A 16,384-nucleotide genomic window follows, 5' to 3' on the forward strand; every position below is an offset into this window, starting at 1 on the left:
CGCCGCCGCCCACGGAAAGTAGCCAGACACCCACCCAGCAAAAACGCCGGAATCCCCGCCAACACGGGGATTCCGGCGTCTCAACCTGCGTAACTTCGGCCTAGTGCCATAGGCCCAGGGCGAACTCCGCGATCACGGTGGAGAGCAGGAAGGATGCCGTGATGGCAAGCAGGCCCACAGGAATGATTTTCCAGCCGATGTTTTTCAGCAGCGGGATGTCCTTGCCCAGGGACAGGCCCGCGAGCGTCAGCATGACGGTGGCGATTGAGAGGAAGTCGACGGACTTGATGACCGCCGTGAGCGCCGCCGCGCCGAAGAACCAGGGGCTGGAGATGTAGGCACCGATGGTGGTGATGTAGACGATCGCCGAGATGATCTTGGTGAGCTTCGCCAGGCCAATGCTTACCAGGACCAGGGCGAGCATGATTCCGTACCCGGCGACTATCGACAGGCTGAATCCCTTCGCCGCCACCGAGGCAGTGCCGATGCCGAGGACCGTCAGAACTGACAGGGACAGCCACAGCGGGAGCCTGATGGCTGCCGAGGATTCTGCGACCCGTTCGCGGAACCGCCGGTTTTCTTCGGCTTGGGCCTCTTCCCGCTCGATGTCGGCCCGGCCGCGATCCGCGGTGGCCCCTGCTGTGACAGCTGCGGCTTCGCGCGTCTGCTTGCGGGTGAGGATCCGGTAGAAACGGTCCGCCAGCGGCAGGGCGATGTAGATTCCGACGTAGACGCCAAGGATGGTGGTGATCAGGTTGGAGACCGCCGCCATGCCCAGGACAGCCTCCTGGTCCCCGGGGTAGGCAGCGATGATGCTGGCCGAGGAGGCCGCCATCATGGAGCCGGAACCCACGCCCGCGCCCATGGCCAAGGCCAGAGGGTCGAAGATCTTCCAGTTGGCCACGAGGGAGGTGAGCAGCGTGATGAACACGGCGCCGAAGAGGGTCCCGAAGACGTACATGGCCAGCACGCCCCGGTACTGGTCCGAATCGGGACCGTACTTTTCGGAGACCATGGCGAATGAGGGTTCGCGGTCAAGGGAGAATGTGGCGCCCACTGTTGCCTTTCCCATTCGGAGGAGGACAGCCAGGGGGAGGGCCAGCGCGATGGTGCCCAGCAGGTGGCCCACTTCCTGCAAAAGCAGGGCCGGCCCGGCCTTGATCAGGCTGGGGAGGCTGGGGCCGATGTTGAACGCCAGCCTGGCCACCAGGAGCAGAACGGCCACACCCACCAGGGCGGCGGCGACTCTTTGCAGATCCAGGCCGAGGGGCTTGAACTTCTGGATGGAGACCAGAAGTCCCAGGATGAGTCCCCAGACCATGGGGAAGATGACGATTGCGCCGACGCCGAGATCGATCTTGGCCTGGCCGATGAGCTGGACCGCGATGGCAATGACGAACGCCAGGGCGGCAATCGGAAGGGTCAGCCGGGCACCAGCTTTGTCTATCCGCGGTGTTGTGGTGCTGGTACTCATGATGTGCCTTCCTGGGTGAAAGTCCGACGGCGGTATGCCGCCTTGACGAAGCGTGCTCTTTCGGTGGGGCTGGCGGCCGCGGCGGCGACGGTCCAGGCCAGCGCCGTGGCCGCCTCGAACATCACGCCGTACGCCTCAGGGGAGTCTGCAACTGCTGCGAACGCATGGGAGTGGATGGCTACGTCCGCACCGGGAATGCTGAGCCACGGATGCAGGGTGGGGATGACCTGGGAGATGTTGCCCATGTCGGTGGAGCCGCCGGTGATGCCGGCCGCGGGCGAGGTGTCCTTGCCGAACGCAGCCATTGCCTCGGTCCAGTGCGCGGCCAGGGCGTTGTCCTGGAGCAGCGGTTCGTAGAGGGGTTCTGTTGCCTCGATGGCCAGCGTTGTTCCGGTGGCCATGGCGGCTCCTTCGAAACAGCGGCGGACGCGTTCGAGCAAAGCCTCGTATTCCCCAAGCGTGAAGGCCCGGCACTCAAACTGGACCACTGCCCGGTCCGGAATGATGTTGGTGACGTGTCCGGCCTCGGCAACGTAAAGGGCCACGCGGTGGTCGCCGGGGATTTGCTGGCGCAGCAGCCCGACGGCGACCTGGCTCAGCACCGCTGCGTCCGCTGCGTTCACGGCGAGATGCGGGGCTGCCGCCGCATGTGCGGCCTTTCCGGTGAACGTCGCCTTGTGGCGGCCCACGGCCTGGGCGCTGGTGCCTGCCGGGTTATATGTCACGCCGTCCTGGACGGGGTGGACCATGAGGGCGAGGCCGACGCCGTCGAACGCCCCGCGTTCCAGAAGGAGGGCCTTGCCGCCGCCGTGTTCCTCGGCGGGCGTTCCGATTGCCTTCAGCGTGATGCCCAGCTCGTCCACGTGGGGCCGCAGGGCGAGGGCGGCGCCGACGGAGGCGCCCGCGATCAGGTTGTGCCCGCACGCGTGACCGATATCGGGGAGCGCATCGTATTCCACGCACAGTGCGACCGTCAGTTCGCCGGTGCCGGCGCTCGCGGTGAAGGCCGTGGGAAGGCCGCCGGTGCCGCGTTCCACCTCGAAGCCGCCGCTGGCCAGCAGTGCTGCTGCCGCCTCGGCCGAGCGGACCTCCTCGAAGGAGACCTCCTTGTTGGCATGGATTTCGTGCGCCATGGCCTGGACTCGCGGCTTCCATTCCTCGACGCCGTCGGCCAGGGCAGCGCGGAGGGTCGCCATGGCTGGTGTTGTGTCTGTCAGTTCCATGAGTATCTGCTGCTCCTAGTAGGACAGGGACGGGAAGGGGGAGCCTGCCGCGCGCGTGGGCACCCAGATGGCCTTCGTCTGCGTGTACTCGTCGAGGACGCCGGGACCGGAGGAACGGCCATGGCCGGAGTCGCCGAAGCCGCCGAACGGAACTGCCACGTGGATGGTCTTGTAGGAGTTGATCCAGAACGTGCCCCCCTTCACCGCACGGGCAACATGGTGGGCGCGTGAAACGTCGGACGTCCACACGGCTCCGGCCAGGCCGAAGTTGGTGTTGTTTGCGCGGGCGATGGCCTCCGCTTCCGTGTCGAACGCGTCCGCGCCCACTACGGGACCGAAGACCTCCGTGGTTTCGAGGCGGTTATCGGGCGTTACGCCGTCGAGCAAGGTGGGCATGACCCAGTGGCCGCCGGCCAGCGCCGACCCGGCGAGGGCATCCGGTAGCGTCGCCCCCGTGACCCGGCGTCCGCCGTCGTGCAGTCCTGCCTCGATGAGGGAGGTGACGGTGGCGAACTGCTGGGCCGTGATGATTGGGCCCACCTCGGTGTCCGCGCTGAGCGGGTCGCCGACGCGCAGCCGCGCGGCCCGGTCCGCGACTAGCTCGACGAACTTTGCGTGCACGCTCCGCTCCGCCAGGAGCCGTGATCCGGCCACGCAGGACTGGCCCGCGCCGGAGAAGATCGCGGAGATGGCGCCGTCCGCGGCACGGTCCAGGTCGGCATCGGCGAACACAATGTTTGCGCTTTTGCCGCCGAGTTCCAGCAGGGCGGGAATTCCGGCCTGCGCGGCCGCGACTGCTACACGCCGGCCTGTGGGGACGGAGCCGATGAAGCTGACTTTGCCGACCCGCCGGTCGCCGGTGAGGGCCGCGCCCACCGTCTGGCCCAGTCCCGCCGCCACGTTGAACACGCCCGCCGGCAGCCCGGCTTCGTGGGCCAGCTGGGCGAGACGGACCGTAGAGGCCGGTGTGAATTCACTGGGCTTGATGATGACGGCATTGCCGGCAGCCAGCGGGGCGGCGGAATTCCACCCCGCGGTGAACAGCGGAGCGTTCCAGGGCGTGATGGCGACGACGACGCCCCAGGGAACGCGCTCGGTGTAGGTGTGCCACGGTCCGGGAACCGGAATGGTCTGCCCCGTGAGTTTATCGGCCCAGCCGGAGTAGTAGCCGAACATTTCCGCCACTTTGGCGGCTTCAACGCGGGCGTCCCGGATGGGCTTTCCGGTCGTGGCGGACTCGAGGATGGCAAGTTCCTCCGCGTGTGCTTCCACAGTGCGGCTGACGTTGCGCAGGATTGCTGCCCGTTCGAATCCGTTCATCTCGCCCCAGGCCGCCGCGCCGCGCACAGAGCTTTCCAGGATGGCGTTGGCGCCCTCCGCGCCGGGGTCGGCATATGTGGCGAAGGGTTCGCCGGTGGCCGCTGCCGTGAGCGTGATGCTCTCGCCGCTGCCGGGAACGGTCCGGCCGTCAAGGAAGGCGCCAAGGCCGGCCGGGAACGCTGCGTCCAGGACGGTCCGGGCGGTAGCTGCTGAGGAGGATCTGGGTGCTGTTGTGATGCTCAATGGTGTTCCTTTATGGCTGGGTGCTTAGGCGACGGCTGTGCTGCTGGGTGCGCCGGCGTCGGGTGCGCCGGCGGGGGTGATGGCCGGGGCGACGGTCCTCGCGATTTCGGTGAAGTCCGCACGCGGTCCGAGGACGGCCAGGGCTTCCTGCCACTGACCGGCCACCGCTGCGAGCAGTGCCGGGTTTTCGCCGATTTGTGCGGCGACCTCCACGGCGAGAGCGGCATCACGCGCCATGAGGCCGAGCGAGAAACCTGAATCGTGGGTACCGCTGAGCACCCAGTTGGGGTACATGTTCGCGGAGACCTTGCTGCCGCCGGAGGCTTCGCTGATGCTTGCCGCCGCCTTGGCAGGATCGATGCCGTAGGCCTTGGCGACGCCCAGGGCCTCGCCCACCGAGACCAGGTTGGCCGCCGCCAGGACGTTGTTGAGGAGCTTGACCACGTTGCCGCTGCCGGGGCCCCCGATGTGGTTGTACTTGCCGCCGGTGAGGGCGAGCAGGACAGGCTCGGCAACGGCAAGGGCCGCGTCGGTTGCTCCGACGAAGGCGCTCAGTGTTCCTGCTGCCGCGCCGTCGCGGCCGCCGGAGACCGGAGAGTCCACGAAGGCCGCCCCTTGTGCTTCGGCAAGGGAGGCCATGAGTTTGCTGGTGGCCGGTTCGGAGGTGGTGGTGTCGATGATCGCGACGGTTCCCGGAGCCGCCAGGAGCCGGGGCACCGTGGCCTCAACGACGGTGGCAGCGGGCAGGGAGAGAACCGCGTATGGCGTTCCGGCGAGATCATCAATGTTGGCCGTGGTAGGAATTCCAGTTTGTGCGGCGGCGGTCCTGGCAGGCTCGGAGGGGTCAAAGCCGATGACATCCCAGCCGGCCTTGTGGAGCGTGGCTGCCATCGCTCCGCCCATGGAGCCGAGGCCAATGACGGCTATGCGGCGGTCGGTGTTGGTGTTCATGAAGTACTCCTGGAGAAGGTCTGTGGATTTAGGGGCCAGCCGGCGGGGCTGGAGGTCAGTCGAGGTAGATGTCCAGGTCTTTCCACAGCTGCTGGGTGCGGCGGATGGCGGCGCGGCTGCGTTCGGGATGCGCGGCTTCCATGCCCGCGAGCAGGCCGTAGACCACTGAGTTTGCGGCGGTGACGGACTGGAAGAAGGAGATGCCTTCCGAGGCCACCACCAGGAGGTGGTCAGCGGCTGCTGCCAGGCGGCCCCGGCGCATGTCGCTGATGGCGATGACCTTGGCGCCTGCCTGCTTGGCGGTTTCGGCGGTGACGATGATCTGCCGTATGGAGCGCCACATGTTGATGACCACCAGGACGTCCCCTTCACCAAGGGTGTTGGTGCTGGAAGCGAGGTGGACGCCGCCACGGTTCTCCAAGGTGATGGGGTAGCCCATGGTGGAGCCCAGGTGCGCCATCACGCTGGCGGGGCCGGCAAACGAGCCAAGCCCGACGACGGTGATGGACTTGGCGGCGGCCATGGCCGCGATGGCTGCCTCGGCGTCGTCGCCCGTATTGGAGTCCAGCGTCAGGCGCAGGTTCTTGATGTCATGGTTGAGCGCGTCATGGAGGGGACTGCGGTGTTCGCCATGCTCAGCCAGCGTGTCCTCGGTGGAGATCATGACGAGGTACCGCGAGCGCAGTTCCCGCTGGAGATCCGGCCAGCCGCGGTAACCCAGGTGTTGGGCTGTACGGACAACCGTGGAGTTGTTGACGTCTGCGCGCTGGGCGATCTCGGCGATGTCTGCGTAGGAGGAGAGCTGCGGATTGCGGGCTATGACATCGACCACCCGGCTCTGCGCCTTGGACAGCGGAACGTCCGGAAGAGCGTCCCCGAGCCAGGCATGTGAAACATTGCCTGCGCCGGTGACGCCTGCCGCGTTGGCTTCAAGATCGACAGCGTTGGTGTTCAAGTCCGGACCTCTTCTGTAACGCACATCACTCTGCAAGGCTGATTGCATCAAATGTACTATGCAATTTTGTTTGCGAACAGGCATTTCTGGTTTCCGTCTTGTAAATCCTCGTTGTGGTGGCTGCCTAACTGCGCCACGATGATCGTATGAATGCTGAAACACCGAAGGCCGAGGAGCTGAACCTTCCCCAGGCTTTCCTCCTCCTGGCAACGAACGACAAGGACGGCGAACCCTACGTGCCTGCGTACGTACTCAGGACCACGTTGGCAGGGGCAATACTGGCCGAGCTGGACCTGCTTGGCGCAGTCGCGGTGCGGGGGAAGCACGTCAGGGCCACCGGGGCCGCCCCGGAATCGGACTTCCAGCACCAGCTGGACCTCATCCGGGAAAAATCACGGCCACACACTCCCAAGCGGTGGGTCTCCATGCTGGAGAGCCGCGCCGAAGTGCGCCGTGTCTACGAGGGGATGGCGTCGCTGGGCATCGTGGAGCATGTCGGCGAAAAGCACCTCGGTCTGTTCAGGTCCACGCGGTACCCGGAGAAGGACCACGCTCCGGAAGCGGCGCTCCTTCAGAAGATCCAGGCCGCACTCGGCGGTTCGCTGTCCGATTCCAGGACCACGGCACTGATCGCCCTGCTTCAGGCCGCAGGACTGCTCGACAGGCTTTTCCCGGCAGCAGATCAGAGCCGGGTAAGGCAACTGGTGAAGGACCACTGGCCGTCCCGTGCGGTGATGGACGAACTGCGCATGATCAGACTGGCGGAGGCGGAAGCCGCAACCTAGCCGCAGTGCTTCCTCCGGGGGCACTCGCAGAGGCAAGCGGACGACGGCGGGGTCCCGCCGTCGTCCGCTGTCTTGGGCTACCGTGGATTGCGCGCCATCGCGCCGGTTCGGCCGCACCGTGCGGTCGCGGGCGGTGGTGCACGGAAAACACATTGCCACTCGTGGCGGGGGAACGGGGTACCAGTGCGCAGCTTCACGTCCGTAGAGCGCCGTATCGACGATCGGGCGCACCGGCTGCTGGACAATGCCCCGGCCAGCGGCTTCCGTTCAAGGCTCGTGGAATTTGCCGTCTTCGGCCTCAAGCAGGCGTGGGCGTGCATCTTCGGCGCCGCGCTCCTCGCCGTGATCCTGGCGGCGCGGCTCTGGTATCCGGACGGCGCCGCGCTGGCCAGGAACGATTTCCTGACCCTCGCCGCCGTCGTGATCCAGATCCTGATGGTTGCCACGCGGCTGGAAACCGCGCGGGAGCTCAGGGTGATTGTGCTCTTCCACCTGGTGGGGACGGTGATGGAGCTGTTCAAGACCGACGTCGGGTCGTGGACGTACGATTCGGAAGGCTTCCTGCGCATCGGGGCGGTGCCGCTCTTCAGCGGCTTCATGTATGCGGCGGTGGGTTCCTACATGGTGCGCGTCTACCGGCTCTTCGACCTGCGCTTCGCGGCGTATCCGCGGCGGTGGATCACGGCGATCGTGGCCGCCGGCATCTACCTGAACTTCTTCACTCACCACTACATCGCCGACGCCCGCTGGGTCCTGCTGGCCGCCGTCGTGGTGGTCTTCGGCCGGTGCGTGATGCACTTCCGGGTGTTCCGCCGGCAGTTCCGGATGCCGCTGGTCCTGGCGTTCCTGCTGGTGGCGCTGTTCATCTGGATCGCCGAGAACATCGCCACCTGGTCCGGGGCCTGGCTCTACCCGAGCCAGCTGAACGGCTGGCACATGGTCCCGCTCGACAAGCTAGTCTCGTGGTTCCTGCTGATGATCATCTCCGTGGTGCTGGTGGCGTGGGTCTACAAGCCGGAGCCACCCGAAGAGTCTGGCCGGGCCAGCGAGGCGCCGGGTTCGGCCGACGAGGCGCCGGCGGTCCGGGCTTCGGCCTCGGAAGGATAGCGGTCGACGGCGGGACCTCCCGCCGTCGTCTGTTCCCATATGCCTTGCTGTTCTTTGGTGCTCGTCACGAGCTGGATCCGGGCAAAGTTGAGCTGCCGTCGAGGCTCAATAAGCAGGGCTGGAGGCGGCAGCGTGAGCCGGCCCTGCCTGGGTTCCCTCTGCAAAACAAATCTGCGTTGACGGAATGCCCTTGCAGGAGCGAGTGGCGCTGGCACAATCTGTGTTGAGAGACGAGGCGAAAGGAGCGTGCGATGGGCAATTCAGGATTCGAGGATGCGCTGGTGCAGGCCAGGGCGGCACTCAACATGATCGCCAGAGGTGACCCCAGCGGGTACAAGGCGCTGTACTCCCAGAATGAGGACATCACCCTCGGGAACCCATTCGGCGGGTTTGGTCGAGGCAGGGACGCCGTTTACGAGCAGCTCGAGCGGGCAGCTTCCTACTACCGCGACGCAGAGCCAGCGACCTGCGAGACCATCGCGAAGTCGGTGGGAGAGGATCTGGCGTATACCGTCGAGATCGAAAGGGTCCGCGCAAAGGTCGACGGCCGGGATGACCTGAGCGATGTGGCATTGCGGGTCACCTGCATCTACCGCCGCGAATCCGACGGGTGGAAGCTCTTGCACCGGCATGCTGATCCGCGCGTGGGCAGGCAGCCGGCAGATTCGGTGATCCAAAGCTAACCGTGCCGGGGAAGTTGGGACTGAGCCGGTGAACTGACAGTCACAAGTGACACGCCAGGAAATTGGCCCAGGAAATTGGCGTGGGGCACATTTGGGCGAGCGACGTGGTGGACGTTCAGGATTCCAGCGCGCGCTTGAGGTTCTGGACAAAGTCACGAGGCACTGTGGCTATGTCAACATGCCAATTCGGATCGTTCCGGAGGTCAGCGACATATTGGAAGACCTCGGCTGCCGTGCGGGCGATGACGACGCACGGCAGATTTGACCATGATTCCTCCTCCGAGAGGGCTGCCGTCATCTCCGGCCCGGCCACGCCGGAATTCAGGCCCAGAACTCGTCCGCCTTGGCTGTGTCCTCGAAGAACTCCCGGCCCTCGATGACTTTTCCGTCGCGGAGTACGAACGCGATGGCCGTGGCCACGTCCAAAGTCCTTCCATTGCTTTCGGCGTGGCTTTGCTGGAGCCCCACTGTGTGGTTTTCCCCGCCCACAATGTCCCGGACGGTCGCTTGGAAGGAACCCTGGGAACGTGCTCCCAGCTCGCCGAAGTAAGCCAGGATGGCGTCGCGTCCTTGCTTCGTGCCGGACAGCACGCCGCTTCCCGCGGCATACCAGACCGCGTCCTCCGCGAACAGTTCGCCAAGTGTCGCCAGATCCCCTGCGTTGAAGGCCTCATACCCCCGCCGGACCAGTTCAGCGTTTTCTGCAGCTCCCATGTCGGACACCTCTCCGTCATCTCTGTCGGTCATGTTAGGACGGCTCAAGACCATTCCTGGCCCGGGTGCCTGTCGATGGGGAAATCATCAAGGTCTAGGACCCGCGCAAAAGGACCTTCCCGAGTTCACCGGCGTGCGTTCCGGCATTCGGTGCGCTTGGTGCGGGTCCCTCCGGAGTTGGATCCCCACGATGTGCAGCTCCCGGATTAGAAGACCAGGAAGGGCCGGCGATGCGGCCCTTCCTGGTCTTCCCTCTGCACATGGAAATCTCTATGGGAGTGTGGCGGGTCAAGGAAGGTCCCGCAGAGGCGCGTCAGCAGAACCGTTAGGGCAGAGCACGCCCTGGGGGTGCCTGCGTCGTTCGGCTAGGACGTCGCCGGCATGCAGTTCAGATTCTGGACGGTGCCGCCGACGTCGATCTTAGGGTAGGGTCGCCCGGTGACCTCTTACGGCGTCCTTGGAGTTGGCTCAATCGCGACGGCGATCATCACTGGGCTTTGCGACGGGGTGGTCGAGCCGCCAGAGATCGTGCTTTCCCCAAGGAATGCCGAACGTGCGACAAAGCTCGCGGCCGGTTTGCCATCGGTGCGGGTGGCCATAGACAACCAGCAGGTCGTGGACGACAGCGACGTGGTGGTCGTCTGCCTGCTGCCCATCCACGCCGCAGAGGTGCTAGCTGGACTGCAGTTCCGCGCTAACCACGCCGTGGTCAGTGCGATAGCCGGATTCCCTGTCGCGCAGCTGGCCGGACTAGTCGCGCCTGCGACTGACATCGCACGAAGCATCCCGCTCAGCGCCGTGGCGACCCGCGGGAGCGTGACACCGGTGTACCCGGCAACGCCGGCGGCAACGGGGCTGTACGACCGGTTGGGCGGGAGCATGGGGATCGCCAACGAGCTGGCATATGAATCGGTGTCCGCGGCATCCGCCACGGTCGCGGCGTACTTTCGCTACCTCGGAACGATCGCAGACTGGCTGTCCGGTCGCGGCGTCCCGACAGCCCCGGCGCGTCGCTACGTCGCCGACACCTTCGCAGCCCTGTCCGGCGAGCTCGGCTCGCCTGGCGCGGACTTCGCGGCCCTAGCCCAAGCACACACGACGCCCGGAGGGCTCAACGAGCAGTTCGCGCGCGACCTTGAAGCCGCAGGAACGTACGACGCTGTGCAGGTCGGCCTCGACGCGCTGCTTGCAAGGCTCGCTCAGAAGTAGCAATCGATAGTCCGGCGGAGCGGAAGCCCAGCGGCTGTTGCCCTTAGGGACCATCACTCAAGCATCGTTCGGCCAGCAGATTCAGACTTGAAGGAGTGACAGCCGACTCCACGATGGCCACACTCGAAAATCCCCCGTTCGGCATCTAGTGCCACTCGTCGTCTTTTCAGGGGCACCACGAACGGTTTCAAAACCAGTGTCAATATCGGAGGCAAGGCGAGGACAGCCAGAACGAGGGCGGCCAGGGAGGCCCGGAATTCCCATCCTTCAAGTAGGGACTGGAACGTCACCAGCAAGATCATTGCCGGCAGGAAGAAAACGATATTTGAGTCACAGGCCTTCTCAAGCCATTCTCGCGGCGCTGGATTCAGGTTTGATTCGCGCATCGATTCCCAACCTTAGTCATGGCCTCACGCCAAGACGACCCGAGCAGGCACTCCATCATCCAGACCAGAACGCTAGCCGCCTCAGGAATATCTACGGTTCGGAATAACGGACTCCACCAGGTGTCTCGGGCCGGGTGGCGTCGGGTGCCGTCCCGGACGGGCCCGCCACACTCATCCGCTGCCCAACCCGGACGCCGGCCTTGCGGGTCCACTGGTAACACGTCATCGGATTGAGTCCCAGCTCTTCGGCGGCAACCCTTACGCGACCGACCCGGTCCAGAACAGCGAAGAATCGGTCTTTCTCCTCCTGCGTGTACTTTCTCCTGCCGGATGATTTCCCCTTTAAAGACGACACGGTCGTTGCAACTCCCAAAACTCGGGGGTGTTGCAACGACCGCACGGGCGACGGCGGGACCTCCCGCCGTCGTCCGTTCCGTTATGGCTTGAGCCGGTTTTCCGAACCTCAGCGGCCCGGACCGGTCTCTATCTGTGAGTTCGCCGGTTCCTCGCGCCGTTCGTGTGTCTGCCCGTAGGGGACGTCGCGGCTGACAGCGACGGTGTAGCTGGTGTATCCGTGTTGGGTCACGAGGATGCCGTGGCGGCATTCCTTCATGGCTTGTTCGCGGGCGATCTCTACGGCGGCGTTCAGGTCGTTTTCGACGGTGTCCGGGTCGTGGGCGGTGATTTCCAGGACGACGTCCGAGTGGCGNGGCATTCCTTCATGGCTTGTTCGCGGGCGATCTCTACGGCGGCGTTCAGGTCGTTTTCGACGGTGTCCGGGTCGTGGGCGGTGATTTCCAGGACGACGTCCGAGTGGCGTTTGATCATCGTGGTCTCTTTCTCGTCGGGATGTGCCGGGCCTCAGTGGGCAGGGGCTTCCGGGGCCGGGCATACCCGGGGAAGCGGAAAGCGGTGGTTCGAGAGGGGTTGCCCGGCATTCTCAAATGGGGCGGTGGCCGGCCGTAGTGTCTGGCGGGCTGGATCGGCGGAAACAATTTCCTGCGGATCTGTAGTCAGTGTGGATGATCGGCGCGCCGGGCGCAATACACGGCCGTAGTGTCTGGCGGGCTGGATCGGCGGAAACAATTTCCTGCGGATCTGTAGTCAGTGTGGATGATCGGCGCGCCGGGCGCAATACAAAGTCCGAAAAAGATCGGCTGTGTCGGTGCCGTGCCGTCAAACGGCGCGGTTGAATCGAAAGAGTCAGGCCTGGCCGGTGAGGGTCAGTGTGATCAGCACGCAGTTCAGTCCGACGATGAGGGTGGCGCTGGTCCAGCCGGCGATCTTCAGTGCCTTGGAATCGGTGTGGATGCCCATGACCTCGCGCTTTCCGGTGAGCCGGATCAGCGGTATCAGGGCGAAGGGGATGCCGAAGCTGAGCAGGACCTGGCTCAGGACCAGGGCGAGGGTCGGTTCGATGCCTGCGCCCAGGATGATCAGGGCAGGGATCAGGGTGATGACCCGGCGGGTGAGCAGCGGCACGCGGATCTTCAGCAAACCGCCCATGATGGTGGCACCCGCGTAGCAGCCCACCGAGGTGGAGGCCAGGCCCGACGCCAGCAGCCCGATCGCAAACACGACGCCGATGGCCGGGCCGAGCGCCGAGGTGACGGCGGCGTGGGCGCCGGCGATGGTGTCCGTTCCCTCGATGCCGCGCAGGCTGGACGCGGCCAGCAGCAGCATCGAAATGTTCACGACGCCGGCCAGCATCAGGGCTCCGACAACATCGAACCGGGTGGCCCGGATTAGCCGGGTCCGCACTGCCGGGTCCTCGGAGAAGCCGTGCCGGTCCCGGGCCAGGGCCGAGTGCAGGTAGATCGCATGCGGCATCACCGTTGCGCCGAGCATGCTGGCGGCCAGCAGGACCGTGTCGGTTCCCTCGAAGCGGGGCAGCAGCCCGCCGAGGGCGCTTCCGCCGTCGGGCGGGTTGACGAACAGGCCGGACACGAACCCGACGGCGATGACGCCGAGCAGGATCAGGATGGCGTACTCAAACGACCTCTGGCCCCGGGCTGTCTGCAGGGCCAGCAGCAGCATGGAGGCCAGGCCGATGAGGAACCCGCCCGCCAGCAGGGGCAGTCCGAAGAGCAGGTTCAGTGCTACGGCGCCGCCGATCACTTCTGCCATGTCCGTCGCCCCGGCAACGATCTCGGCCTGCGCCCAATACAGCCGCCGGCGCCGGGTCCCCAGGCGCTTCCCCAAGATCTCGGGGAGACTCAGCCCTGTGGCCAGGCCCAGCTTCGCCGACTGGTACTGCACCAGTACGGCCATTGCGTTCGCCACGACCAGCACCCAGACCAGCAGGTAGCCGTAGCTCGCGCCGGCGGTCAGGTTGGCGGCGACGTTCCCGGGGTCCACGTAGGCGATGGCGGCGACAAACGCCGGGCCGAGCAGCAGCAGTCGGGACCACGCCCGGGTGGCTGCCGGGCGTACCTGAAGGGTCGTTGTGGCCATCACCGGTCCTCATCATCGGGGCAAGCTGATACGACGAGGATAACGCGAATTTAGGGAAACCGAAAAGTAGTCTTTCGGACTAGCAACATCTCCTCGACGTGTTCGGCCCGCTGAATGAACCTTGAGTGGGCCGAGAGGTCAGCTCTGCAGACGCTGGCGGTAGCGCCGAGGGGTTTCGCCTGCGTCGTTAAGGAAATGCCGGTTGAAGTTGGACAGGTTGGAGAAGCCGACTTCGTAGCAAATGTCCGAGATGGTTTTGTCCGTGCGTTCCAGCAGGCGTCGTGCGTGGGCCAGCCGGAGCTTGCGCACCAGGTCGCTGAAGTTTTGGCCGGTGGCGCGTTTGAAGTACTTCGAAAATGTCGGCTCGGGCATGCCCACCAAGCCCGCAGCCTCTGACATCTTGACGGTCCCGGCGTGATTGCTGAACACGTATTCAAGGACGATGTCCACGACGGCGGCCGCCTGACCGTCCAGCTGCGGCCTGAACCATTCGTCGGCCAGATAGCGCCGTTCCTCCTGCGGTGCGCGGGTGAGGATCGCAAAAAGTTCCAGGAGGTGATGAAGCCGATCCAGCCCGGCCGAGGTGCCCATGGCTTCGATGGCGGCGGCGGCGTTCTCGGCGGAGCGGCCGAGGAACTCGATCCCGCGTGCGGACTGCTCCAGGAGCGGACTGACCTCAGCCAATTCAGGAACAATCGACGCTGCCTGCTGGATCCATTTACCGTCGAACTGGATAACGGCGTCGCGGCCCTCAAGGACCTCGCCGGGCTCGAGGTCGCTGACCCAGTCGTGGGGAAGTCCCGACCCCACGATGGACACGTGCCCGGCCTCGAACGTTCCGATGTGGTCTCCGACGATGAATTTGCCGGTGCCTTTCCGGATCAGGTGGATCTCGTATTCGGGATGGTAGTTCCAGCGCGCCAGCGGGCTGGGATAGTCATGCTCATGCCACCGGACTGACTGGTTCGGATCGGCCGGGATCACCTCCCTGTTGGCGCGCATGCCCAGCAGCCGCTCAGCAAGCCTGGTCGACGCGCCATCGTGCGGATCTGGTGCAACCACAGCCGTACTCCTACATCCCGGGTCATGAAATCTGGACATCACCATGGGTGATTCCTCCCAGAATACCGCCTGCGCGGACTACAGGCCGAGAAAATTAGTATCAGAAATTGGCAAGCACGGCGCTAGTTGTGCGGTAGCGCACCAGCCTAATCTTGAGGAACATCAGCGCGGCGCCCCGGGTTTCCGGTCCAAAGCCCCGCTCCAGTCCGGTACTTCGACGCAGCAGTCGACGTGCAGTGGCTGCGCACCCCATGAAGAACAAAGGAGTCCTTAATGCGCCCGAAAATACGTGCTGCCTCGCTGGCCGCCGGCGCCCTGTGTATCGCTCTTTCCGCCTCTGCCTGCTCCGGTGCCGGTGGCGGCACGGCGGCGGGGGACCAGAACAGCATCAATGTCCTGATGGTGAACAACCCGCAGATGGAAGACCTGCAGAGGCTGACAGCGGATAACTTCACCAAGGACACCGGGATCAAGGTGAACTACACGGTCCTGCCCGAGAACGATGTCCGGGCCAAGATCAGCCAGGAGTTCTCCAGCCAGGCCGGCCAGTACGACGTGGCCTCCCTCTCCAACTACGAGATCCCGTTCTACTCGGCTAACAACTGGCTGGCGCCCCTGGACAACGTCGCCAAAGACGCCGGGTTCAACCAGGCGGACATCCTGCCCGCCTACACGGCCTCCCTCACCGGCAAGGACGGCAAACTCTACGGCGAGCCGTTCTACGGGGAGTCCTCCTTCCTCATGTACCGCAAGGACATCTTCGACGCCAAGGGCCTGACCATGCCGGAGAAGCCCACCTGGGACCAGGTGGCCGACCTTGCCGCCAAGGTTGACGGCGCCGCTCCGGGAATGAAGGGCATCTGCCTGCGCGGCCAACCCGGCTGGGGCCAGGTCTTCGCACCGCTGACCACCGTGGTCAACACGTTCGGCGGCACCTGGTTCGACAAGGACTGGAACGCGAAGGTCAACGCCCCGGAATTCACCGAAGCGACCGAGTTCTACACCAAGCTGGTGCGGGAGCACGGTGAAGCCGGTGCCGCCCAGGCCGGGTTCACCGAATGCCTGAACAACATGAGCCAGAGCAAGGTCGCCATGTGGTACGACGCCACCTCTGCCGCCGGTGCCCTGGAAGCCGCAACCTCCCCGGTGAAGGGCAAGATCGGCTACGCCCAGGCACCGGTAAAGAACACGAAGTCCTCCGGCTGGCTGTGGACCTGGTCCTGGGGCGTGCAGGCTGCCTCCAAGAAGCAGGACGCCGCCGGGAAGTTCATCGCCTGGGCCAGCTCGAAGAAGTATGAGGAACTCGTGGCCTCCAAGCTCGGCTGGGCCAAGGTCCCGTCCGGCAAGCGCATCTCCACCTACGAGAACGCCGAGTTCCAGAAGGCCGCCCCGTTCTTCAAGGCCGAACGCTCCGCCATTGAAAACGCAGACCCGAAGAACCCGGGCGTTCAGGAACGCCCGGTCGTGGGCATCCAGTTCGTCGGCATCCCCGAATTCGCCGACCTTGGCACCACGGTCTCCCAGGGTGTCAGCTCTGCCATCGCAGGGCAGGGCTCTGTAGCCGACGCTCTGGCCAAGGGCCAGGAAGCCGCCCAAAAAATCGGCGACAAGTACAAGAAGTAACAACCCACCAACCGGTTCCGCGGCCCGCCCCCGGGCGGGCCACGGAACCGCAGGAGACCACTATGACTACCGCAACAGCGCGCATCTCCCGCACCGGGCGCAGCGCAACCAAACCTTCCAAGAACGCCAGATCCCGTGAACGTGCTCTGGCCTGGGCCCGGCGTGCGCCGCTGCTGCCGGCCCTGATCTTCCTCA

General features: G+C 65.2%; 16 protein-coding genes. 5 read left to right on the forward strand and 11 right to left on the reverse strand.

The genetic code is table 11. The features are described 5' to 3' along the window. Positions 1–100: 100 nt before the first annotated feature. Genes ASG92_RS21120 through ASG92_RS21140 form a run of 5 tightly spaced genes read right to left on the reverse strand, consistent with a single transcriptional unit; the run spans position 101 to position 6,166 of the window. On the reverse strand, positions 101–1,474 hold the full coding sequence (locus ASG92_RS21120; RefSeq protein ID WP_056632951.1) for a DUF3100 domain-containing protein: 1,374 nt from the start codon (positions 1,472–1,474) through the stop codon (positions 101–103). After that, on the reverse strand, positions 1,471–2,697 hold the full coding sequence (locus ASG92_RS21125) for an amidohydrolase (protein ID WP_056632955.1): 1,227 nt from the start codon (positions 2,695–2,697) through the stop codon (positions 1,471–1,473). The genes ASG92_RS21120 and ASG92_RS21125 overlap by 4 nt, the downstream gene beginning before the upstream one ends. A 15-nt stretch (positions 2,698–2,712) precedes the next feature. Continuing rightward, positions 2,713–4,260, reverse strand: coding sequence for an aldehyde dehydrogenase family protein (locus ASG92_RS21130; protein WP_056632957.1), 1,548 nt, complete (start codon positions 4,258–4,260; stop codon positions 2,713–2,715). Positions 4,261–4,284: 24 nt separating this feature from the next. After that, positions 4,285–5,211, reverse strand: coding sequence for an NAD(P)-dependent oxidoreductase (locus tag ASG92_RS21135; RefSeq protein WP_056632960.1), 927 nt, complete (start codon positions 5,209–5,211; stop codon positions 4,285–4,287). A gap of 55 nt (positions 5,212–5,266) precedes the next feature. Next, positions 5,267–6,166, reverse strand: a complete 900-nt coding sequence (locus tag ASG92_RS21140) for a MurR/RpiR family transcriptional regulator (protein ID WP_056632963.1) — start codon at positions 6,164–6,166, stop codon at positions 5,267–5,269. A 146-nt stretch (positions 6,167–6,312) separates the two neighbouring features. Here ASG92_RS21140 and ASG92_RS21145 point away from each other — a divergent pair, with 146 nt between their 5' ends. The 3 genes from ASG92_RS21145 to ASG92_RS21155 all read left to right on the forward strand — a co-directional run bounded on the left by ASG92_RS21145 (position 6,313) and on the right by ASG92_RS21155 (position 8,741). Continuing rightward, positions 6,313–6,951, forward strand: coding sequence for a GPP34 family phosphoprotein (locus tag ASG92_RS21145; protein WP_056632965.1), 639 nt, complete (start codon positions 6,313–6,315; stop codon positions 6,949–6,951). Positions 6,952–7,134: 183 nt separating this feature from the next. Next, positions 7,135–8,058 carry a DUF817 domain-containing protein gene (locus ASG92_RS21150; protein ID WP_056632969.1) on the forward strand — a complete coding sequence of 308 codons (924 nt, stop codon included), beginning with the start codon at positions 7,135–7,137 and terminating at the stop codon, positions 8,056–8,058. A gap of 251 nt (positions 8,059–8,309) precedes the next feature. After that, positions 8,310–8,741, forward strand: coding sequence for a nuclear transport factor 2 family protein (locus tag ASG92_RS21155; RefSeq protein WP_056632971.1), 432 nt, complete (start codon positions 8,310–8,312; stop codon positions 8,739–8,741). Positions 8,742–8,856: 115 nt separating this feature from the next. On the opposite strand, the gene ASG92_RS30060 is transcribed toward ASG92_RS21155, so the two are convergent. Together ASG92_RS30060 and ASG92_RS21165 are read right to left on the reverse strand one after the other, a co-directional pair. Continuing rightward, a complete protein-coding gene (locus ASG92_RS30060; RefSeq protein ID WP_056632978.1) occupies positions 8,857–9,054 on the reverse strand; it encodes a hypothetical protein in 198 nt (65 codons plus the stop codon). A gap of 8 nt (positions 9,055–9,062) precedes the next feature. Beyond that, the gene (locus tag ASG92_RS21165) at positions 9,063–9,455 is read right to left on the reverse strand and encodes a nuclear transport factor 2 family protein (RefSeq protein ID WP_056633000.1); all 393 of its coding nucleotides are present in this window, start codon (positions 9,453–9,455) and stop codon (positions 9,063–9,065) included. Positions 9,456–9,893: 438 nt separating this feature from the next. Here ASG92_RS21165 and ASG92_RS21170 point away from each other — a divergent pair, with 438 nt between their 5' ends. Continuing rightward, on the forward strand, positions 9,894–10,664 hold the full coding sequence (locus ASG92_RS21170; protein WP_082579648.1) for an NAD(P)-binding domain-containing protein: 771 nt from the start codon (positions 9,894–9,896) through the stop codon (positions 10,662–10,664). A 53-nt stretch (positions 10,665–10,717) separates the two neighbouring features. Here ASG92_RS21170 and ASG92_RS28610 read toward each other — a convergent pair whose 3' ends face one another. The 4 genes from ASG92_RS28610 to ASG92_RS21190 all read right to left on the reverse strand — a co-directional run bounded on the left by ASG92_RS28610 (position 10,718) and on the right by ASG92_RS21190 (position 14,566). Continuing rightward, positions 10,718–11,050, reverse strand: a complete 333-nt coding sequence (locus ASG92_RS28610; RefSeq protein ID WP_157372361.1) for a hypothetical protein — start codon at positions 11,048–11,050, stop codon at positions 10,718–10,720. Positions 11,051–11,513: 463 nt separating this feature from the next. After that, positions 11,514–11,759, reverse strand: a 246-nt coding sequence (locus tag ASG92_RS21175) for a hypothetical protein (RefSeq protein WP_240987241.1), incomplete at its 5' end; no start/stop codon positions are given. A gap of 494 nt (positions 11,760–12,253) precedes the next feature. Continuing rightward, positions 12,254–13,504, reverse strand: a complete 1,251-nt coding sequence (locus ASG92_RS21185) for an Nramp family divalent metal transporter (RefSeq protein WP_056632994.1) — start codon at positions 13,502–13,504, stop codon at positions 12,254–12,256. A gap of 138 nt (positions 13,505–13,642) precedes the next feature. Further along, the gene (locus ASG92_RS21190) at positions 13,643–14,566 is read right to left on the reverse strand and encodes an AraC family transcriptional regulator (RefSeq protein WP_240987242.1); all 924 of its coding nucleotides are present in this window, start codon (positions 14,564–14,566) and stop codon (positions 13,643–13,645) included. A 273-nt stretch (positions 14,567–14,839) separates the two neighbouring features. Between ASG92_RS21190 and ASG92_RS21195 the strand changes: the two genes are divergently transcribed. After that, positions 14,840–16,189: a sugar ABC transporter substrate-binding protein gene (locus ASG92_RS21195; RefSeq protein WP_056632997.1), complete on the forward strand. Its 1,350-nt coding sequence runs from the start codon at positions 14,840–14,842 to the stop codon at positions 16,187–16,189. The last annotated feature ends 195 nt before the right edge of the window (positions 16,190–16,384 follow it).

The sequence above is a fragment of the Arthrobacter sp. Soil736 genome, assembly GCF_001428005.1.
Taxonomy (GTDB): domain Bacteria; phylum Actinomycetota; class Actinomycetes; order Actinomycetales; family Micrococcaceae; genus Arthrobacter.

Bases quoted from the DNA above. Each gene is read 5' to 3' on its own strand.
- ASG92_RS21120 (WP_056632951.1), bottom strand. From the start codon at position 1,474: ATGAGTACCAGCACCACAACACCGCGGATAGACAAAGCTGGTGCCCGG.
- ASG92_RS21125 (WP_056632955.1), bottom strand. From the start codon at position 2,697: ATGGAACTGACAGACACAACACCAGCCATGGCGACCCTCCGCGCTGCC.
- ASG92_RS21135 (WP_056632960.1), bottom strand. From the start codon at position 5,211: ATGAACACCAACACCGACCGCCGCATAGCCGTCATTGGCCTCGGCTCC.
- ASG92_RS21145 (WP_056632965.1), top strand. From the start codon at position 6,313: ATGAATGCTGAAACACCGAAGGCCGAGGAGCTGAACCTTCCCCAGGCT.
- ASG92_RS21155 (WP_056632971.1), top strand. From the start codon at position 8,310: ATGGGCAATTCAGGATTCGAGGATGCGCTGGTGCAGGCCAGGGCGGCA.
- ASG92_RS21165 (WP_056633000.1), bottom strand. From the start codon at position 9,455: ATGGGAGCTGCAGAAAACGCTGAACTGGTCCGGCGGGGGTATGAGGCC.
- ASG92_RS28610 (WP_157372361.1), bottom strand. From the start codon at position 11,050: ATGCGCGAATCAAACCTGAATCCAGCGCCGCGAGAATGGCTTGAGAAG.
- ASG92_RS21185 (WP_056632994.1), bottom strand. From the start codon at position 13,504: ATGGCCACAACGACCCTTCAGGTACGCCCGGCAGCCACCCGGGCGTGG.
- ASG92_RS21195 (WP_056632997.1), top strand. From the start codon at position 14,840: ATGCGCCCGAAAATACGTGCTGCCTCGCTGGCCGCCGGCGCCCTGTGT.